Annotated in this window: 18 protein-coding genes; 16 read left to right on the top strand and 2 right to left on the bottom strand. The window is 62.0% G+C overall.

Annotation, left to right across the window (positions count from 1 at the left end):
• The first annotated feature begins 48 nt into the window (after positions 1 to 48).
• The 11 genes from nagZ to BLW55_RS03405 all read left to right on the top strand — a co-directional run bounded on the left by nagZ (position 49) and on the right by BLW55_RS03405 (position 10,050).
• Positions 49 to 1,068, top strand: coding sequence for a beta-N-acetylhexosaminidase (gene nagZ / locus BLW55_RS03455; protein WP_007008246.1), 1,020 nt, complete (start codon positions 49 to 51; stop codon positions 1,066 to 1,068).
• A gap of 61 nt (positions 1,069 to 1,129) precedes the next feature.
• Positions 1,130 to 1,936, top strand: a complete 807-nt coding sequence (locus tag BLW55_RS03450; protein WP_007008245.1) for a segregation and condensation protein A — start codon at positions 1,130 to 1,132, stop codon at positions 1,934 to 1,936.
• The gene (gene scpB / locus BLW55_RS03445; RefSeq protein WP_090326703.1) at positions 1,929 to 2,660 is read left to right on the top strand and encodes an SMC-Scp complex subunit ScpB; all 732 of its coding nucleotides are present in this window, start codon (positions 1,929 to 1,931) and stop codon (positions 2,658 to 2,660) included. The genes BLW55_RS03450 and scpB overlap by 8 nt, the downstream gene beginning before the upstream one ends.
• 53 nt (positions 2,661 to 2,713) lie before the next feature.
• Positions 2,714 to 3,832, top strand: coding sequence for an ABC transporter ATP-binding protein (locus BLW55_RS03440; protein WP_007008243.1), 1,119 nt, complete (start codon positions 2,714 to 2,716; stop codon positions 3,830 to 3,832).
• 35 nt (positions 3,833 to 3,867) lie between these two features.
• Complete coding sequence (locus BLW55_RS03435) at positions 3,868 to 4,092, top strand: twin-arginine translocase TatA/TatE family subunit (protein WP_007008242.1); 225 nt, start codon at positions 3,868 to 3,870, stop codon at positions 4,090 to 4,092.
• A gap of 53 nt (positions 4,093 to 4,145) precedes the next feature.
• Entirely contained in the window at positions 4,146 to 4,721 is a 576-nt protein-coding gene (gene tatB, locus BLW55_RS03430; protein ID WP_090326699.1) for a Sec-independent protein translocase protein TatB, read from the top strand.
• Positions 4,718 to 5,551 carry a twin-arginine translocase subunit TatC gene (gene tatC, locus BLW55_RS03425; RefSeq protein WP_090326696.1) on the top strand — a complete coding sequence of 278 codons (834 nt, stop codon included), beginning with the start codon at positions 4,718 to 4,720 and terminating at the stop codon, positions 5,549 to 5,551. The genes tatB and tatC overlap by 4 nt, the downstream gene beginning before the upstream one ends.
• Positions 5,552 to 5,617: 66 nt before the next feature.
• Positions 5,618 to 6,901, top strand: coding sequence for a serine--tRNA ligase (gene serS / locus BLW55_RS03420; RefSeq protein ID WP_090326695.1), 1,284 nt, complete (start codon positions 5,618 to 5,620; stop codon positions 6,899 to 6,901).
• A gap of 4 nt (positions 6,902 to 6,905) precedes the next feature.
• On the top strand, positions 6,906 to 7,664 hold the full coding sequence (gene surE / locus BLW55_RS03415) for a 5'/3'-nucleotidase SurE (protein WP_090326692.1): 759 nt from the start codon (positions 6,906 to 6,908) through the stop codon (positions 7,662 to 7,664).
• Positions 7,661 to 8,314, top strand: coding sequence for a protein-L-isoaspartate(D-aspartate) O-methyltransferase (locus BLW55_RS03410; RefSeq protein WP_090326690.1), 654 nt, complete (start codon positions 7,661 to 7,663; stop codon positions 8,312 to 8,314). The genes surE and BLW55_RS03410 overlap by 4 nt, the downstream gene beginning before the upstream one ends.
• Before the next feature lie 110 nt (positions 8,315 to 8,424).
• Positions 8,425 to 10,050, top strand: coding sequence for a peptidoglycan DD-metalloendopeptidase family protein (locus BLW55_RS03405; RefSeq protein ID WP_090326688.1), 1,626 nt, complete (start codon positions 8,425 to 8,427; stop codon positions 10,048 to 10,050).
• Positions 10,051 to 10,140: 90 nt separating this feature from the next.
• Here BLW55_RS03405 and BLW55_RS03400 read toward each other — a convergent pair whose 3' ends face one another.
• On the bottom strand, positions 10,141 to 11,019 hold the full coding sequence (locus BLW55_RS03400) for an ATP-binding protein (RefSeq protein WP_090329876.1): 879 nt from the start codon (positions 11,017 to 11,019) through the stop codon (positions 10,141 to 10,143).
• 242 nt (positions 11,020 to 11,261) lie between these two features.
• Between BLW55_RS03400 and yajC the strand changes: the two genes are divergently transcribed.
• From yajC to BLW55_RS03375, 5 genes are all read left to right on the top strand, one after another.
• Positions 11,262 to 11,609 (top strand): preprotein translocase subunit YajC, encoded by a 348-nt coding sequence (yajC, locus tag BLW55_RS03395; protein WP_007008235.1) that lies wholly within the window; start codon positions 11,262 to 11,264, stop codon positions 11,607 to 11,609.
• A 69-nt stretch (positions 11,610 to 11,678) separates the two neighbouring features.
• On the top strand, positions 11,679 to 14,249 hold the full coding sequence (secDF, locus tag BLW55_RS03390) for a protein translocase subunit SecDF (RefSeq protein WP_025031103.1): 2,571 nt from the start codon (positions 11,679 to 11,681) through the stop codon (positions 14,247 to 14,249).
• Positions 14,249 to 14,638, top strand: coding sequence for an Mth938-like domain-containing protein (locus BLW55_RS03385; protein ID WP_025031104.1), 390 nt, complete (start codon positions 14,249 to 14,251; stop codon positions 14,636 to 14,638). Before secDF ends, BLW55_RS03385 begins: the two co-directional genes overlap by 1 nt.
• A gap of 1 nt (position 14,639) precedes the next feature.
• Complete coding sequence (locus BLW55_RS03380) at positions 14,640 to 15,488, top strand: phytoene/squalene synthase family protein (RefSeq protein WP_177175009.1); 849 nt, start codon at positions 14,640 to 14,642, stop codon at positions 15,486 to 15,488.
• A 78-nt stretch (positions 15,489 to 15,566) separates the two neighbouring features.
• Positions 15,567 to 17,324: a DUF4153 domain-containing protein gene (locus tag BLW55_RS03375; protein WP_090326685.1), complete on the top strand. Its 1,758-nt coding sequence runs from the start codon at positions 15,567 to 15,569 to the stop codon at positions 17,322 to 17,324.
• Between the two features lie 94 nt (positions 17,325 to 17,418).
• On the opposite strand, the gene trmFO is transcribed toward BLW55_RS03375, so the two are convergent.
• Positions 17,419 to 18,822, bottom strand: coding sequence for a methylenetetrahydrofolate--tRNA-(uracil(54)-C(5))-methyltransferase (FADH(2)-oxidizing) TrmFO (gene trmFO, locus BLW55_RS03370; RefSeq protein ID WP_090326682.1), 1,404 nt, complete (start codon positions 18,820 to 18,822; stop codon positions 17,419 to 17,421).
• Positions 18,823 to 18,992: the final 170 nt, after the last annotated feature.

Below are 18,992 nucleotides of genomic sequence, written 5' to 3'. Positions count from 1 at the left end.
GGTTTTTGTTTTCTTTTCCAGATTCGCGTGCCCGGCTATCCTGATGACATGAGCGAATCAAAATCCATGATCCTCGGAGCGACGGGGAAAGAACTGACGGCGGATGAAATCGCCTTCTATCGTGATGAGCGGCCGTGGGGCTTTATCCTGTTTGCGCGCAATGTCGGCGAGCCCGCACAGTTGAGCGACCTTGTCGCATCCATGCGCGACAGTGTCGGGAGGCCCGATGCGCCGGTTTTCATCGATCAGGAAGGGGGCAGGGTGCAACGCATCCGCCCGCCCATGGCAGGCAGCTATCCGACGGCCTCCGAACTCGGCCGCATCTACGCGAAAAGCCCGGAAGCGGGACTGCGCGCGGCCTGGCTGATGTCGCGCCTGCATGCGATGGACCTCAGACGCTATGGGATTACGGCCGACTGCCTGCCGGTGCTCGACGTGCCTATTGCAGGTGCCCATGACGTGATTGGCGATCGCGCCTATGCGCATGACCCGCAGACGGTGATTGCACTTGGACGCGCTGCGAGCGAGGGGCTGATGGCAGGCGGTGTTCTGCCGGTGATGAAGCACATGCCGGGCCATGGGCGCGCCTTTTCCGACAGCCACAAGGCGCTGCCCGAGGTGACGGCCCCGCTGGATGCCCTGCGCGGGCACGATTTCGTGCCGTTCAAGGCGCTGGCGGACCTGCCGATGGCGATGACCGCGCATATCGTCTTCCATGCGGTTGATCCCGAGCGTCCGGCGACCACCTCAGGGAAGGTGGTGCGCGACATCATCCGCGGCGAGATCGGCTTTGACGGGCTTCTGATGAGCGATGACGTGTCGATGCACGCACTTTCTGGGGATTTCTCTGAACGGGCGGAAGCAATCCTTGCGGCGGGCTGCGATCTCGTCCTTCACTGTCATGGCATTATGCCGGAAATGCAGGCTGTCGCCGAAAAGGCGCCTGAATTGTCGGGCAAGAGCCTGGAGCGGGCCAATCGTGCTCTGGCCTGCCTGAAACCCGGGGATGATACGGAAGAATTGACCGCGCGCGCGGAATTCGAGGAGTGCTTCGCGGCGGTCGCCTGACGATAAGGGTCAATGACGCTTGGCGCAGAACGCTGAAAAATCGGCCGTCAAACCGGCACCCATGGACAAGCTGTGGGACGATCAGGCAAAGGAGCATGGTGTCTCCGAGCCTGCGCTGACGGTTGACGTCGACGGTTTTGAAGGTCCGCTCGACCTGCTTTTGCATCTGGCGCGCACGCAGAAGGTGGACCTCGCGCGCATTTCCGTTCTTGCCCTTGCCGAGCAGTACATCGCCTTCATCGAAAAAGTGCGCAAGATGCGGCTGGAACTGGCGGCCGACTATCTGGTCATGGCGGCCTGGCTCGCCTATTTGAAGTCGCGCCTGCTGATCCCCAAAAAGCCCGAGGATGAAGAGCCGACCGGCGAGGAAATGGCAGCGCTCCTGCAATTCCGGCTGAAGCGGCTTGAGGCGATGAGGGATGCTGCGGCGCGACTCGTTAACCGCAACCGGCTGGGCCGGGACGTCTTTGCCCGCGGCATGCCCGAACAGGTGATCGTGCAGAGGGAAAGCGCTTTTACCGCGTCTCTTTACGACCTGCTGACCGCCTATGCGTCGCAGCGTCAACGGCGTGCGGTGACGAATGTGCGCATTGCCAAGCGGGGTGTCTGGTCGCTCAAGCAGGCTCGCGAAATCCTGGTGCGGATGATCGGTGATTTCGGCGACTGGACTGCGCTGGATCATTTTCTGATCCGTTATATGACGCGTGCCGAGGAGCGGGCGACCGCCACCGCAAGCGCGTTTGCTGCCTCTCTCGAACTGGTGCGGGAAGGGGCCCTTGAAATTCGGCAGCAGGAGCCTTTCGCGCCGCTCTATATGCGCACGGGCAAGAAGGCCCCGGCCAGCCTGTTTGAGAATGCCGATGACTGAAAACAGCAATGTGGTTCCGTTTGCCGCCAGTGAGGGCGAGCAGGAGACCGAGGCACGCGAGGTGCGCTCGCCGCATCTGCTTGAGGCCAAACGCATGGTGGAGGCGATTATTTTCGCCAGCGCGGAGCCGGTGCCCGAGAGGATACTGGCTGAGCGTCTACCGGATGGAACGGACGTCGCCGAAGCCCTGACGGAATTACAGCGCGATTATGAAAAGCGCGGGGTGAACCTCGTTCGCGTCGAAAACAGCTGGGCCTTTCGGACGGCGAGCGATCTGTCATTCCTCATGAACCGGAACGCTGTCCAGCAGCGCAAATTGTCGCGTGCCGCGCTCGAGATGCTGGCGGTGATTGCCTATCACCAGCCCGTAACACGCGCCGAGATTGAGGAAATTCGCGGTGTCGAAACGTCCAAGGGCACACTCGACATTCTGCTTGAGACGGGCTGGGTCAAGATGCGCGGCCGCCGCCGCACACCGGGGCGTCCGGTAACCTATGGAACCAGCACGGAATTTCTGGATCACTTTGGGCTGACGGAGCTGCGCGATCTGCCGGGCATCGACGAATTGAAGGGGGCCGGGCTGCTTTCCGCCAGAATGCCGGCCAACTTCTCGGTGCCGCAGCCAATGACCGATCCGGATGAACTCACAGAAGATGAAGATCCGTTGACGGATATCGACCTGGAAGAGCTTGGTCTGTTGACACCGCTCGCTGAGGATGATTGACGGAAGTCCTGCGGGACAGGGGCCGCCTGCGATCCATCCAGGGATACCGGTGCATGGACATTAAGAAGCAGAGTTCGGCGCGTGGAACGGCCGGCGTGAGCTTCGCGGCGCGTCTTTCTTTCCAGAATATCAGCCATTCCTATGCTTCGGGAGCGCAGACGCTCAGGGACGTGTCTCTCTGCGCAGAGCCCGGTGAGGTGCTTTGTCTTCTCGGGCCTTCGGGTTCCGGCAAGACGACTCTGCTCAGGATTGCCGCCGGCATCGAGGCGCAGCGCTCGGGCCGGGTGTTTTTGAATGAGCGGGAAATTGCCGGGCCTGATGTTTTTCTGCCGCCGGAGAAGCGGTCCATCGGTCTGGTGTTTCAGGACTTTGCGCTGTTTCCGCATCTGACCATTCTCGACAATGTGCGTTTTGGACTGACCGCGCTTTCGGGCGAGGAAGCCCAGAAAGAGGCAATGATCGCGCTGGAGCGGGTTGGGCTGGAGGGGTATGCCAATGCCTATCCGCATGTCTTGTCCGGCGGTGAGCAGCAGCGTGTTGCGCTGGCGCGGGCGCTGGCGCCGCGCCCGGCCGTACTCCTGATGGATGAACCATTCTCCGGCCTCGACTCGCGCCTGAAGGACAGTGTGCGCGCCGAAACACTGGCCATTCTGCGGCAAAGCCGGGCCACCGCAGTGGTGGTGACGCATGACGCGGAAGAAGCAATGCGCATGGGCGACCGGATCGCCCTCCTCAAAGGGGGAGAGCTTGTGCAGGTGGGAACCGCCGAAGAGCTCTACCACCGGCCAGCAGATCTTTTCGTTGCCGGTTTCTTTTCCGAAATCAACGAGTTTGACGGGCAGGTGCACGCCGGCAGCGTGGAAACGCCTCTGGGGCGGTTTCCGGCGGGCGGGCTGGAGGAAGGGGCCGACGCGACGGTGGCGGTGCGCCTTTCCGGTTTTCAGGTGGATCAGGAGCGCGGTTCCGTGCCGGCACGCGTCGTTTCCCGACGCTTCCTCGGTGTGGTGGAGTTTCTCGAACTTGCGATACCGGGGGCTGACCGGCATGTGCGGGCGCGCGTGCGCTGCGGACAGTTGCAGCCGGGCGTGCGGGACATTTGGCTGAACGTGGTTCCGACCGATGTTCTCGTATTCGCGAGACAATCGTTTGAAACATCGCGCGAAAGCGCATAAATCAAATCAATGGCAATTGGTGAAAGAGACTGATCATGGGTTCCTTTTCAATCTGGCACTGGCTTATCGTGCTCGTCGTGGTGCTGCTTCTCTTCGGACGCGGCAAGATCCCCGAGCTGATGGGCGACATGGCCAAGGGCATCAAGAGCTTCAAGAAGGGCATGTCCGACGATGATGAGGACACGACCAAGACGGTCGAACATCAGGCCGATGAGCCGGTGAAGGACGCGAGCAAGCCGAGCAAGAAGAAGTCCGGTTGATTCGCTGCGTTTCGCGCGGCGATTCCACTTCCCGCTATCCGTTCCGGTGACCTATGTTTGATCTTGGCTGGCCCGAAATCATGGTGATCGCCATCGTCCTGATCGTCGTGGTCGGGCCGAAGGACCTGCCGCGCATGTTGCGCACTTTTGGGCGCACCACGTCCAAACTGCGCACCATGGCGGGAGATTTCCGCAAGCAGTTCGACGAGGCGCTGCAGGAGGCGGAGCTTGATGATGTGAAATCCCTCGTGGATGACGCGCGCAAGCTCGATCCGCGCAACGAGATCAAGAAACACCTGAACCCGATCGAGAAGGTCGGACAGGAGATTCGGTCCGGTCTCGATGCGGCGATGAAACCGCAGGCGGCGAAATCCGGTCCGCCGGCGTCAAAGGAGCCGCATGCGGCGGAGCCGGCCAAGGCGGGCGCAACCCGCATGCCGGGAGAGGCGAAGCCCAAGGCCACGGCCAAGTCCCGCACGGCGACGAAAACGGCAGCAAAGCCGAGGGCGACCAGAGCAGCGGCAACGAAGCCCGCGACGACGGCCAAGCCAAAAGCGGCCAGCAAGACGAAAGCGGCGGGTGCGGCGAAGCGTGCTCCGGCGAAGAAGACCAGCGGAGCCAAGCCGTGAACGCCGAACGTGACGACGACATCGATCAGTCTTCCGCACCGCTGATCGACCACCTGATCGAGCTCCGCTCGCGCCTGATGTGGGCGCTTGCCGGGTTTTTTGTGGCGTTTCTCGTCTGCTTCTTCTTTGCCAAGCAGATTTTCAATCTGCTGGTCATCCCGTTTCAGTGGGCGACCCAGTGGGCGGGGCTAGACGCGGACAAGGTGGACCTGATCTACACCGCGCCGCAGGAATTTTTCTTCACCCAGATCAAGCTTGCCATGTTCGGCGGACTGGTGCTCGCCTTTCCGGTGATCGCCATGCAGGTTTATAAATTCGTGGCGCCTGGCCTCTACCGCAACGAACGCCGCGCGTTCATGCCGTTCCTGATCGCTTCGCCGATCCTGTTCATGATTGGTGCAGCGCTCGTCTACTTCTTCTTCACGCCGATGGTCATGTGGTTCTTCCTGTCCATGCAGCAGGTGGGGCCGGACAATACGGTGCAAATCTCGCTGTTGCCCAAGGTCTCCGAGTATCTCGGGCTGATCATGACGCTGATCCTGTCCTTTGGGCTGGTGTTTCAGCTTCCGGTGGTGACGACGCTGATGGCGCGGGTGGGGCTTCTCACCTCGACGGGGCTTGCCGACAAACGCAAATATGCGATCGTGGCGGCCTTTGTGGCGGCGGCGATCCTGACGCCGCCGGATCCGGTGAGCCAGATCGGTCTTGCGCTTCCGACCATCCTTCTCTACGAAATTGCCATCTGGGCCGCCCGTATGGTCGAGCGCCAGCGCGAGAAGGAAAAGACCGCGCAGGACGAGACCGACGAAGCGGACCAGCCGACCGCCTAGATTTGCAGGCTTTCCTGTCGTGTTCGAGGCGGTTCACCGCAATCTCTCCGCGATTGGAAATCTGACATGCTCGACATCAAATGGATTCGCGAGAACCCGCAGGCGCTGGACGAAGCGCTGAAGAAGCGCGGCGCGGACCCTGAAAGCGCAAAACTTCTTGCGCTCGACGAAGCGCGCCGCCAGCACCTGACAAAACTTCAGGAAGCGCAGGAGCGCCGCAATGCCGCTTCCAAGGACATCGGCAAGGCGATGGCCTCCGGCGACAAGGAGCTTGCCGAGAAGCTGAAGGCCGAGGTTTCCAAGCTAAAGAGCTTTGTGCAGGATGGCGAAGCCGAGGAGCGACGCCATGATGCGGCGCTGAACGACGCGCTGGCGCGCATTCCCAATGTTCCGCTCGACGATGTGCCGGAAGGAGCAGACGAGAACGACAATGTGGAAGTGCGCAAACATGGCGAGCCGAAGCGCGCCAACTGGGCCAGGGAGCATTTCGAGATCGGCGAAGCGCTCGGCCAGATGGATTTCGAGCGCGCGGCGAAACTCTCGGGCTCGCGCTTTACGGTGCTTTCGGGGCAGCTTGCCCGTCTGGAACGTGCGCTTGGGCAGTTCATGCTCGATCTGCACACGCAGGAGCATGGTTATACGGAAGTCCAGCCGCCGCTTCTGGTGCGCGACGATGCGATGTTCGGCACCGGGCAGTTGCCGAAGTTTACCGAAGATCTTTTCCGCGCCGGTGACGATCACTGGCTGATCCCGACGGCGGAAGTCTCGCTCACCAATCTGGTGCGCGAGGAAATTCTCGATGGCGAAAAGCTGCCGCTGCGCTTTACCGCGCTGACGCCGTGCTTCCGTTCGGAAGCGGGTTCTGCGGGACGCGATACGCGCGGCATGCTGCGCCAGCATCAGTTCTATAAGGTGGAGCTCGTCTCGATCACCGACGCCGAAAGCGCGATTGACGAGCATGAGCGAATGACGGCCTGCGCCGAAACCGTGTTGAAGAAGCTCGATCTTCCTTTCCGCACCATGGTGCTGTGCACCGGCGACATGGGTTTTGGCGCACGCAAGACCTATGATCTGGAAGTGTGGCTTCCGGGGCAGAACGCCTATCGCGAAATTTCGTCCTGCTCGGTCTGCGGCGATTTTCAGGGGCGGCGCATGAATGCGCGCTACCGGGTTGCAGGCGAGAAGCAGACGCGCTTCGTGCACACGCTCAACGGCTCGGGAACGGCGGTTGGCCGGGCTCTGATCGCGGTTCTGGAGAATTACCAGAACGAAGATGGCAGTGTCACGATACCGTCAGCGCTGAAACCCTATATGGGCGGCCTGGAGAAAATCGAAGCATTAGAGGACTGAGACTTTGCGCATTCTGTTGACCAATGATGATGGTATTCACGCGGAAGGACTGGCGACGCTGGAGCGGATCGCCCGCACGCTGAGCGACGATGTGTGGGTGGTGGCGCCTGAGACCGACCAGTCGGGCTTTGCCCATTCGCTGTCATTGTCCGAGCCGCTCAGAATGCGCAAGATCGACGATCGGCATTTTGCCCTGCGCGGCACGCCAACGGATTGCGTGATCATGGGCGTGCGGCACGTGATGGACACGCCGCCGGACCTGATCCTCTCCGGCGTCAACAATGGCACCAACATTGCAGACGACGTGACCTATTCGGGGACCGTTGCCGGTGCAATGGAGGGGACGCTTCTTGGCATTCCGTCCTTTGCATTGAGCCAGGCCTACGATTTCACCGACGAGAGCCGCTATATCCCCTTTGCGACGGCAGAGGCGCTCGCACCGCCAATCCTCAAGAAACTGATCGAGCGGCCGATGCCGGAGGGGGTGCTGGTCAACATCAACTTCCCCAACTGCACGCCTGAAGAGGCCAAGGGCACGCTCGTGACCGTGCAGGGCAAGATGGTGCACGGGCTCAACGTGGAAGAACGCCGCGACGGGCGAAACTATCCGTATTACTGGCTGCGTTTCGGGCGCAAACAGACCGACATCCGCCAGGGCAGCGACCAGGCGGCCGTCCGCGACGGTTATGTTTCGGTAACGCCGCTGCATCTTGACCTCACGGCGCACGAAATGCGCGACCAGTTGGCCAAGGCGCTGGCATGAACGAGCCGGGGCAGGAGCGCGAAAGCTTTGCCGCCTTCATGCTGCGCATGCGCGCGAGCGGGGTCGGCGGCAAGGAGCTTTTCGCTGCGATGGAGGCGACGCCGCGCGGCAGCTTCCTGCCTTCGGAATGGCATGCGCTCGCCTGGTCGGACCGCATGGTGCCAATTGCCTGCGGCGAGACCATGGAGGGTTGCGACCTGCAGGCACGGATGATCGATGCACTTGCGCTTTCATCCGGGCTTCGGGTGCTCGAAATCGGCACGGGCTCCGGGTTTACCGCCGCCGTGATGGGGCGACTGGCGGGGAGGGTGCTCACACTTGACCGCTACCGGACGCTGGGGGTGGAGGCGCAGTTGCGCTGGGAGCAGCTGGGCATCACCAATGTGGTTGCCCGCCATGCCGACGGCCTGGACGGGGCCGCCGCCGACGGGCCCTTCGACCGAATCGTTTCCTGGGCCGCGTTCGATGAATTGCCGCGGCGTTTTGTCGATCAGCTCTCGACTGGCGGTATCATGATCGCGCCAATCGGCCCCGGAGACGATATTCAGACGGTTGCGAAGCTGGAGAAGGTTGGCAGTCGTTTCGAGCGCACGGACCTTGCAAACGTACACCTTCAAGCGCTGGTCAAGGGAGCCGCGGAAGCGATCTGATCGCACGGCTCATTGCGCCTCTCCGCAATTTCCACGCGCGGCTTAACCGCTGAGTAACATTAACGCGATTTAATTGCTCGTGTTCAGGTATTGGGTACGCGGGTAGTCAAATGCGTTGTATTGCACGGAATTTCGATCGCGCGCTTCTGCGCGGAGCCGCAGTCATCTTGATCGGCGGCGTGGCGGCAGGATGCAGTTCCGATCTATCGCGCTTCAAGTCCAGCGACTTTGCCGACGCACGGTCGACGAACCGCAGCGTTGCCATGGCACCCGCAAGCCAGCCCTATCCGGGCGATGTCGGCACGGGTCTCGACACTACCTATACCGGCTCGATCAGCAGGCAGAGCGGTGGCCCGCGGCCGTCGGCTTCCGTTGGAGGGGCGATGCAGCAGCCGCTGCCCGCCCCCACGAACACCGCTGCACGCGCTGCAACCCGACCTGTCGATCTGACCGCTCCCAGTGTCGCCCGCAGCAGTGTGCAGCGCCAGCCCATCGCCGCACCGTCGCAGCCGGCGCCGGTCGTTGCAGCCGCTCCTGCGCCGCAGCTTGACCGGACGCCTACCGGTTCCGTGACCCGCCAGCCGGCTCAGGCCCAGGCGCCTGTGCGCAGTGGCAACAGCGGCGATAGCGGCTGGAGCGATGTGGGCGGCACCACAATCACCGTGCGTGAGGGCGAGACTGCCTACAATCTGTCGCGGCGCTTCGGGATTCCGGTTGCGGCCATCCTCAGCGCCAACAATCTTTCAAGCGCCTCCGAGCTGAAGGCCGGGCGGAAGATCGTCATCCCGACCTATGTCTATTCGCGGCGTGCCCCGGTTTCCGCACCGGACAATGACGCGCGCGCGCAGCAGCAGGCCGCGCGTCAGCCGATCCCGAGTGAACCGGAACCGCAGCGTGAACCACAGGAGCGCCTTGCAGTTCTGCGCGAAACGCCGCGGCCCAAACCGCGCCCGCAGGGTGCGGAGACCAGCAACACGACTGCAGGCACCAACAGCGCAAGCCAGGTGGCTTCGCAGGCCGGCACCGGAGCAGGCGGTTCCTACACGGTTGTTTCAGGCGATACGCTTTACGGCATCGCCCGCAAGACGGGAGCGAGTGTCGCCAACATCAAGGCGGCGAACGGCCTCTCGGATGGATATCTGCGGGTCGGCCAGACGCTGGCCATTCCTTCGGGCAATGTCAGCCAGCCCACCCAGGTGGCGAATGCCTCCAGCGGCGTTGACCGGACAACGACGAGCGCGACGACACGTGAACCCGCGCAGGTCGTGAAGACGTCGGCCCCACAGGCAGCATCCTCCACGCAGACCCAGGTGGCCGCGGTTGCGACGCAGAGCAGGGATGTCGCGCCGGATTCGACCGGAATCGGCAAGCTGCGCTGGCCGGTGCGGGGGCGGATCGTTTCCGATTTCGGCAGCACGTCCGGCTCGGCCCGCAATGACGGCATCGACATCGCGGTTCCGGCGGGTACGCCGGTGAAGGCAGCCGAGAACGGCGTGGTGATTTATGCCGGCGATGGTCTCAAGGAATTTGGCAACACGGTGCTCGTGCGCCACGACAACGGCATGGTCACGGTCTACGGGCATGCCAGCGCGCTTCGGGTCAAACGTGGCGAGAAGGTGCGGCGTGGACAGGAAATCGCGCTTTCGGGCATGAGCGGCAGTGCCGACCGCCCGAAACTGCATTTCGAGGTGCGCAAGGATGCGACGCCCGTCAACCCGAGCGGCTATCTGGAATAAGCGTTCCCTGAATAACGAGAAAAAGCTGCGGCCTGCCAGACCTCCGGTCAGGCCGCCTCTTTGACCCGCCCGCGAGGGCGGGTCTTTTATTTATGTATCCAGCCGTTTGCCGAGACGTCCGGCGAGGTCCTGAATGAACTGCCAGGCGACACGGCCTGAACGGCTGCCGCGCGTGGTTGCCCATTCGAGCGCTTCGGCGCGCAGGGTTTCCGGAGTGATCTGGAGGCCGAAATGGGCGACATAACCGTCGATCATCGCCAGATAGTCGTCCTGGGAACATTTGTGGAAACCGAGCCAGAGCCCGAAACGATCCGACAGGGAGACCTTTTCCTCGACCGCTTCCGACGGGTTGATGGCCGTGGAGCGTTCATTCTCGATCATGTCGCGGGGGAGGAGGTGGCGCCGGTTGGAGGTGGCGTAGAGAATGACGTTGGCCGGTCGGCCCTCGACCCCGCCCTCCAGCGCCGCCTTGAGGGACTTGTAGGACGTGTCGTTCTGATCGAAGGACAGATCGTCGCAGAACAGGATGAAGCGGAAGGGGGCGGCTTTCAACAATGCCATGAGCTGGGGGAGGGTCTCGATATCCTCCCGGTGAATCTCGACCAGCTTCAGCGGCGCCTGCCCGCTTGCCGCGGTGCGGTTGACCTCGGCGTGCACCGCTTTCACCAGTGATGACTTGCCCATGCCGCGCGCGCCCCACAAAAGCACATTGTTGGCTGGCAGGTCCCTGGCAAAACGGTCGGTGTTGTCGGAGAGAATGTCGCGCACTCGGTCAACGCCGCGGATGAGGCCGATGTCCACCCGATTGACGTTTTCAACGGGTTCAAGCGCCCTGCGATCGGCCTGCCAGACGAAACAGTCGGCTGTGTCGAAGCGGGGAGGAACCGTCGGGGCGGGCCCGAGCCGCGCAACGGCTTCAACCAGCCGGTCCAGTTTTTCAGACAACGCTTCAATGGTTTTGTCGGACATGGTTTCCTCACGATGGCCCATACAACTGCGATTGGCGTACCGTACGGTACGGTTCTTTCACAGGGCCGGGCAATTTGCAAGCCGGGAAGGAGGGGCTGCGGTACCGAGTGGGGGTCTTGGGGACACAAGCGTTCAGAAGTGCGTGCGCAGAGACCGGGAACAGTTGCAATGGAGAGGCGAAAGTCTATATTCCGGCCACATTTATGACCAGCCGGCTCTACGGCACATATCAGGAGTTTTCGATGTTCATCACCCCGGCATACGCACAGGCTGGCGCAGGCGGAACGCCCGACATCCTTGTCAGCATCCTGCCCTTCGTCCTGATCTTCGTGATCATGTATTTCCTTATAATCCGCCCACAGCGCCAGCAGATGAAGAAGCGCTCCGAAATGCTCGCCGCAGTGCGCCGCGGTGACACGGTGGTGACGGGTGGTGGCCTGGTCGGCAAGGTGACGAAGGTCATCAACGACGCCGAACTCGAAATCGATCTCGGCGGCGGAAACAAGGTTACGGCCATGCGTGCGATGCTTGCCGAGGTGCGCGTGAAGGGCGAACCGGTGGCTGACAACAGCCAGGCCGCCAAGAAATAACCGCAATATGACGTGATTGCCGGGAAGGGCCGGCAAAACGGCCCTTCCAAACTGAACCGACGAGGCCCCATGCTACATTTCTCGCGCTGGCAAACGATCCTCATATGGCTGGCTGTGGCGCTTGGCGTCGCCTATGCGGCGCCGAATATCATTCCGCCATCCTATTTGTCCTCGATGCCGAGCTGGGCGCCTTCGCGGCCGATGACCCTGGGTCTCGACCTTCAGGGCGGTTCGCATATTCTTCTGCAGATCGAAAAGCAGGAACTGATCGAAGAGCGCATCGTCACCACGCGTGACGATATTCGACGTCTGCTGCGCGAGAAACGGATCGGCTATACCGGCCTGACGGGCTCGGGCCAGAGCGTGCAGGTTCGTATCCGCGATGCGGGCCAGGTTGCAGAGGCCAAGGAAGCCCTGCGCGAGCTGACGCAGCCGGTCAATTCGGGCCTCTTCAGCGGCGGCACGGTGACCGAGCTTCAACTGACGGAGCCGGAACCGGGCTTGCTGCGCTATTCGCTGACGGAAGAGGGCATCAACTACCGAATCTCGTCTGCGCTGTCGCAGTCGATCGAGGTGGTGAGCCGCCGCGTCAATGAACTCGGTACGACCGAACCGATCATTCAGCGGCAGGGCGATGACCGCATTCTGGTACAGGTGCCGGGCCTGCAGGATCCGCAGCGTCTGAAAGACATTCTCGGCCAGACCGCCAAGCTGACTTTCCAGATGGTGGACCAGTCGGTGCCAGTGCAGGAGGCGATCAATGGCCGCCCGCCCATCGGCACGACGATCAAGTATTCCGTGGACGACCCGCCCGTTCCCTACCTGATCGAGGACCGGGTGATCGTTTCGGGTGAAAACCTCGTGGACGCGCAGGCGACATTCGACCAGCGCACCAATGAGCCGGTGGTCAGCTTCCGCTTCGACACCAAGGGCGCGACAAGGTTCGGCCAGGCGACGCAGGAGAATGTCGGGCGCCTTTTCGCCATCATTCTCGATGACCAGGTTATTTCCGCCCCGCAGATCCGCGAACCCATCCTGGGCGGTACCGGGCAGATTTCAGGAAGTTTTGACGTGCAGTCGGCCAATGATCTGGCCGTTCTCCTGCGTGCCGGCGCGCTTCCGGCGACCCTGACCATCATTGAAGAGCGTACCGTCGGACCAGGCCTCGGCCAGGACTCCATCGATGCCGGCAAGATCGCTGCAATGATCGGCGCCGTGCTCGTCGTGCTGTTCATGATCGCAGCCTATGGCCTGCTTGGCGTGTTTGCCGTGGTGGCGCTTGCGGCCAACGTAACGATGATCGTCGCCATACTGTCTGCGCTGGGAGCGACGCTGACGCTTCCGGGCATTGCCGGTATCGTGCTGACGATCGGCATGGCGGTGGATTCCAGCGTGCTCATCTTCGAGCGCATACGCGAGGAACGGGCCGGGGGACGTTCGCTGATCCAGGCGGTCGATACGGGCTTCTCCAAGGCGCTGGCCACCATTGTCGACGCCAATGTGACGACGCTGATCGCGGCGATCATCCTGTTTTATCTCGGATCGGGCCCGATTCGCGGTTTCGCGGTCACACTCGCCATCGGTATCGCCACGACGGTGTTCACCGCCTACACGCTGACGCGCTGGATCGTGGCCGACTGGGTGCGTCGTCGCCGCCCCAAGGAGCTGCCGCGCACACCACTGCGTTTCGTGCCGGACGGCACCAGTATCGGCTTCATGAAGCTGCGCCGCGTGACCTTTACGCTTTCGGCCATCGCGTCGATTGCGGCCGTCGCGCTCTTCATGACCATTAACATGAACTACGGCATCGACTTCAAGGGTGGTTCGTCGATCGAGGTCCAGTCCCGCGAGGGACCGGCGGACATCGGCGATATCCGGGCGCGTCTGTCCGATCTCAATCTCGGCGAGGTGCAGGTTCAGGAGTTTGGCGATCCGCGCGAAGTGCTGATCCGCGTTCAGGCGCAGGACGGTGGAGAGAATGCCGAGCAGACCGTGATCGCCAAGGTGCGGGGGGAACTCGAGGATGCCTATGAGTTCCGCCGCGTTGAAGTGGTGGGACCGACGGTGTCAGGTGAACTGGCGCGGGCCGGCACGATTGCCGTGCTTGTCTCGCTGATGGCGATCCTGATCTATATCTGGCTGCGGTTCGAGTGGCAGTTCGCCGTGGGTGCGATCCTGGCAACGCTGCACGATGTGATCATGACGGTCGGGTTCTTCGTGATTACCGGAATAGAGTTCAATCTTTCGAGTATCGCGGCGATCCTGACAATTGTCGGCTACTCACTGAACGATACGGTGGTCGTCTATGACCGTGTGCGCGAGAACCTCAGACGGTTCAAGAAGATGCCGCTGCCGGAGCTTCTGAACCTGTCGATGAACCAGACCCTGTCACGCACCATCATGACTTCCGTGACAACGCTTCTGGCGCTGGCGGCTCTCTTCGTCTTCGGCGGCGAGGTCATTCGCTCCTTTACGGCGGCCATGATCTTCGGCGTTGTGATCGGCACTTATTCGTCGATCTTCATTGCTGGGCCGTTGCTCATCCTGTTCCGCATGCGCTCCACCGGAGCACTCGGTGCGGAGCAGGGCGGCGATGACGCAGCCGGTTCGGAGACGACCGGACAGTTGCCGGCCAAGTGATGGCGAGCGGTATCGAAATCCGCGCGGCCCACTTTCCGGGCCGCGCGCCGATCGATGCCTACGGCAATGGCGGGTTTCGCTTTGCCGACATGTCGCATCGCGGCTCGATCCTGTGTCTGCCCTCGGGGATACATGGATGGGATGTGAGCAGCTTCGGTGATGTGGGGGAGGCCGATCTTGCCCGCCTGCTGGAGGAAGCCGCTGAATTCGACATCCTTCTCGTGGGGACAGGCGATACGCTAATCCCGATGCCCCCGCAGATGCGCAGGAGCTTCCGCGAGGCCGGCGTGGCGGTGGAGACCATGGCCACGGGCGCGGCGGTGCGGACCTACAACGTGCTTCTCGCAGAGGATCGTACCGTGGCTGCAGCGCTGATCGCCGTCGACTGAGATGGCAGAGGTGGAGCCATTCGTCGTTTCCTTGGTGCGGGAGGCCGATCCGGACCGCTACCTCTCCGTCCTTTATGCTCCAGAAGACAGGCGGGCGGCGCTTTTCGCGCTTTTCGCATTCAATGCCGAGGTGGCTGGAATCCGTGACCGCGTTAGCGAGCCCCTGCCGGGGGAGGTGCGGCTACAGTTCTGGCGCGATGTGCTGACGGCGGACGCTGCGCCGGAAAGCGCGGAGGGCTCACCGCTTGCGGTCGCGCTGCTCAATGCGATCCGCAGCCACCAGCTTCCCGTTCAGCCGCTGCTCGACCTTCTGGAAGCGCGCAGCTTCGATCTTTATGACGACCCCATGCCGAGCCGCAACGATCTGGAAGGATATTGCGGCGAGACGGCGTCTGCGCTGATCCAGCTTGCCGGGCTTGTGCTCGACACGCCTGCCGCCATGCGGTTTTCCGAAGTCTCGGGGCATGCCGGCTGTGCGCAGGCCATTGCCGGGCTTCTGCGCATGCTGCCGATCCACCGCAGGCGCGGGCAGTGCTACATCCCGGGCGACCTTCTTGATGCTGCCGGAACCACACGCGAGAACCTGCTAAATGGACAGGACAGGGCGGGCTCGGCGCGCGCGCTTGCCGCCATGATCGCACTGGGCAGGCACCACGTTGCCAGATTCGAGGAGGGGGCGAGTGATCTGCCTGCTACGCTGCGCCCTGCCTTCCTGCCGGCGGGCCTTTCGAAGACGTATCTCGATCGTCTCGAAGCCAAGGGGGAAGCAGCCCTGAATGAAATCGTGACGCTGGCGCAATGGCGGCGGCACTGGCTGATGTTCAGGCATGCCACAAAGGGCTGGGGATAAGCCTTCGGAAGCGCTGCCTAAATTGTACCGCGCTTTCATGATCCTGATTGTTCAAAGGTTCGTTCCGGGGGAAAGTTTTTGGCAGAACAACTGAACGACGCTCATGCGGGCACCGGCTGGCTCGCCTCATCGCGGGAGGCAATTGCCGCCATGGGAGATGCGTTGTCGCGCTTTCCCGTCACGGTGATCTTCCTCTTTCTGATGGCGCTACAGGCCAACGCGATGGTCGCCGATATCGATCTCGCTCCGGCCTGGATTTTGGGTTCGGTGCGAGACGAAGACCTGCTTCTGGCATTGCTCGCAGCGGTGTTTGCCTCATTCGCTGCAACACTTCTCGCGCAGGCATGGCGTTTGTCTGCATTGATCGCGGCCCTGCTAGCGTTGCTCGCTGGCGTGACCGCCTTCACCGTGATGTGGCCGACTGTGGCGGACCGCACGGTGGAATGGGCGTTTCTTGCTTCGCTGATGGCGCTGGTGCCGATCGCGCCCTTTGCGGGGAGGGGATCGGGAAATGCGTTCTGGATGTTCACGGCGCGGCTTGCCTTTGCCGCCGCACTCGGCCTCCTGGCCTTCGTGCTGTTTGGCGGTGGCATTTCCGCCATTCTGGCAAGCCTCACCCATCTCTTCGGCATCGACATCCCCAGCGATCTCTACGAACATATCTGGGCCTCCATAGGACTCTTCGTTGCACCCCTGTTCGGGCTTGGTCAGACCCCGCGCGTGTTTGACGAAGAGCCGGGCGGGCATGAGCATGACATGATGCAGCGGGGCATGCGGGCGCTGGGCGACTTCGCAGCGGTTCCGCTCCTCATCATCTACGCGGTGATCCTGCATCTCTATGTGGCGAAGATCATCGTGACGGGGGAGGTGCCGCAGGGGCAGATCGGCTGGCTGGTGCTGACCTATGGCTCCTGCATCGTCGCCGTTCTGCTTCTGACCAAACCGTTTCTCGACACGGCCCGCGCGCCGACGCGTTTCTTTGTGCGCTTCTGGCCGCTTTTTCTTCTGGTGCCGCTCTTCCTGCTGTTTTATGCGCTGTCGCTGCGCGTGGACGCCTTCGGCTGGACAGTGCAACGGTACTTCCTGGGGCTATTCGGCCTGGTGATGCTTGTTCTGGTCGTTCTGCAACTCGTGCCGCGGGCGCGTGGCGATATACGCATGATCGCCGGCATTCCGGTTCTGGCGCTTCTTGCCGGGAGCTTTGGCCCGCAGGGCGCTCTCGACTGGTCGCTGTCGTCGCAGCGTGAGCGATTTCTGGAGATCGTCCGGGGCGAACCAGAGGACTTGCAAACGAAGGCAGAGGCGCTTGCCGTCCTGCGTTATCTGAATGGAGAAAATGCTGCGCTCGACGTGGCTCCGGACGGCTTTGTCCAGGAGGACGACGAGAGCCTCTATCGGCAGGTGGCGCATGCCTGGGGTCTCGACCCCGACAATCCCGTACAGCGCGGGCGTCAATGGTATTCTTATGACAGGGGCTCGTCTGTCGCGGTTGCACTGGAAGGATTCGATGTACTTCTTCAGCACGTAAAGCTCGATAAGGAAGATGGTGGGAGCGGCCCCTTGTCATTGCCTAACGGAACCCGTCTCAAGCTGGTACTGAACAAAAACGCCCTATCGCTGGAGCCGGAGACAGGCACGCCTACATTCTTCAAAATCGATACCGTAAGAATTGTCGAGCTTTCCGCGCAGGTCGATCAATCGGCTTTGCTGCGACTTGAGGCAGACGGCAAGCAGATCGTGCTGATCCCCACCTATCTTTTCGCCAGTTCTTATCCCGAAACAGTGCTTACGCATTTTTCCGGGGGAGTGCTTCTGCGTAGCAGCGACTGGGAGTGAGGTTTTTGGGACGATCGCAATCCCCCTGAATGAAGAAGGGGTGCGCAAACCGCACCCCTTACAACTTGCATTGTAAAGATATCTCTGGACCGTGCTACTCGGCTGCCGCAGCCGCGGGAAGGCGGTCAAGCCATGCCTTGAAGTCGATAAGCGCGCGCGTGGTGAGTGCTTTCTTCTTGGCAACGGATTTTTCCTTGCCGCGAAGCCGTTTGCCTTCGGGCTTCGGGACCTCGACGGGCGGGAAAAGGCCGAAATTGACGTTCATTGGCTGGAATGAACGCTTGCCGGGCTCGTCATCCGAAAGAATGTGTCCACCGGTGATGTGATTGAGCAGGGCGCCGAAGGCGGTGGTCGCTGGTGGCGTGGGGATGGGGCGCCCCAAACGCTCTGCCGCCGCGAAGCGACCGGCGATCAAACCCATGGAGGCGCTTTCCACATAGCCTTCGCAGCCGGTGATCTGCCCGGCAAAACGCAGCCCCGGGCGGCTCTTCAACTGCAATGTGCCGTCCAGAAGGGTCGGAGAGTTCAGATAGGTGTTGCGGTGCAACCCGCCAAGGCGCGCGAACTCGGCGTTTTCCAGACCGGGGATCATGCGGAAAATGTGCGTCTGTTCGCCGTATTTCAGCTTCGTCTGGAAGCCGACCATATTGTAGAGCGTGCCGAGCGCATTGTCCTGACGCAATTGCACCACGGCATAGGCCTTTACGTCTGGCCTGTGCGCATTGGTGAGCCCCATGGGCTTCATGGGGCCGTGCCGAAGCGTCTCGGGGCCGCGCTCGGCCATCACCTCAATCGGCAGGCAGCCGTCGAAATAGGGCGTGCCTTCCCATTCCTTGAACTCGGTCTTGCCACCATCGAGCAGGGCCTGGATGAAGGCTTCGTACTGTGCCTTGTCCATGGGACAGTTGATATAGTCCTTGCCCGTGCCGCCGGGACCGACTTTGTCATAGCGCGACTGGAACCATGCCACGTCGAGATCGATGGAATCGAAATGGACGATGGGCGCGATGGCATCAAAAAAAGCGAGCGATTCTGCGCCGGTCGCCTGTGAAATGGCTTCTGCCAGTGCCGGTGCGGTCAGCGGACCGGTGGCGATGATCGCCTGATCCCAGTCTTCCGGCGGCAGCCCGGTGACTTCTTCGCGCTCAATGGTGATGAGCGGATGAGCCTCGAGCGCTGCCGTGACCGCTTCTGAAAAGCCATCGCGGTCGACGGCGAGCGCGCCGCCGGCCGGCACCTGATTGGCGTCGCCGCAGCGCATGATGAGCGAATCCGCCAGACGCATCTCCGCGTGAAGCAGACCGACCGCGTTGGTCTCTGCGTCGTCGGATCGGAAAGAGTTGGAGCAGACCAGCTCGGCAAGACCGTCGGTCTTGTGGGCGTCTGTGCCGCGCACCGGCCGCATCTCATGCAGAATGACGGGAATCCCTGCCTGAGCAACCTGCCAGGCGGCTTCGGAGCCGGCGAGACCGCCGCCAATGATGTGTATCGGTTTCATGGAGTGGAGATAAGCCGCCGTATCGGGGAATGCAACGGCAGACAATGCGCGCTAACCAACAATGCAGAGCGTGGCCGGCGGTGCTTTTCCGAATGCGTGCCGCAGCGTAGACTGTCTCAATGGGGCTTGCAATTTTACGTACAGGAATGGTCTGCGCGGCGCTGTCGCTC

The organism is Nitratireductor aquibiodomus (assembly GCF_900105565.1).
Classification (GTDB): Bacteria; Pseudomonadota; Alphaproteobacteria; order Rhizobiales; family Rhizobiaceae; genus Nitratireductor; species Nitratireductor aquibiodomus.
The sequence above is the reverse complement of the archived record's forward strand: the minus strand, read 5'-3'. Positions and strand labels throughout refer to the sequence as shown.

What these genes read in the sequence shown, in the direction of transcription:
- nagZ (WP_007008246.1), top strand. Translation starts at nt 49, where the DNA reads ATGAGCGAATCAAAATCCATGATCCTCGGAGCGACGGGGAAAGAACTG.
- serS (WP_090326695.1), top strand. Translation starts at nt 5,618, where the DNA reads ATGCTCGACATCAAATGGATTCGCGAGAACCCGCAGGCGCTGGACGAA.
- secDF (WP_025031103.1), top strand. Translation starts at nt 11,679, where the DNA reads ATGCTACATTTCTCGCGCTGGCAAACGATCCTCATATGGCTGGCTGTG.
- BLW55_RS03400 (WP_090329876.1), bottom strand. Translation starts at nt 11,019, where the DNA reads ATGTCCGACAAAACCATTGAAGCGTTGTCTGAAAAACTGGACCGGCTG.
- BLW55_RS03410 (WP_090326690.1), top strand. Translation starts at nt 7,661, where the DNA reads ATGAACGAGCCGGGGCAGGAGCGCGAAAGCTTTGCCGCCTTCATGCTG.
- scpB (WP_090326703.1), top strand. Translation starts at nt 1,929, where the DNA reads ATGACTGAAAACAGCAATGTGGTTCCGTTTGCCGCCAGTGAGGGCGAG.
- BLW55_RS03440 (WP_007008243.1), top strand. Translation starts at nt 2,714, where the DNA reads ATGGACATTAAGAAGCAGAGTTCGGCGCGTGGAACGGCCGGCGTGAGC.
- BLW55_RS03380 (WP_177175009.1), top strand. Translation starts at nt 14,640, where the DNA reads ATGGCAGAGGTGGAGCCATTCGTCGTTTCCTTGGTGCGGGAGGCCGAT.
- trmFO (WP_090326682.1), bottom strand. Translation starts at nt 18,822, where the DNA reads ATGAAACCGATACACATCATTGGCGGCGGTCTCGCCGGCTCCGAAGCC.
- BLW55_RS03435 (WP_007008242.1), top strand. Translation starts at nt 3,868, where the DNA reads ATGGGTTCCTTTTCAATCTGGCACTGGCTTATCGTGCTCGTCGTGGTG.
- BLW55_RS03450 (WP_007008245.1), top strand. Translation starts at nt 1,130, where the DNA reads ATGGACAAGCTGTGGGACGATCAGGCAAAGGAGCATGGTGTCTCCGAG.
- BLW55_RS03385 (WP_025031104.1), top strand. Translation starts at nt 14,249, where the DNA reads ATGGCGAGCGGTATCGAAATCCGCGCGGCCCACTTTCCGGGCCGCGCG.
- BLW55_RS03405 (WP_090326688.1), top strand. Translation starts at nt 8,425, where the DNA reads ATGCGTTGTATTGCACGGAATTTCGATCGCGCGCTTCTGCGCGGAGCC.
- yajC (WP_007008235.1), top strand. Translation starts at nt 11,262, where the DNA reads ATGTTCATCACCCCGGCATACGCACAGGCTGGCGCAGGCGGAACGCCC.
- tatB (WP_090326699.1), top strand. Translation starts at nt 4,146, where the DNA reads ATGTTTGATCTTGGCTGGCCCGAAATCATGGTGATCGCCATCGTCCTG.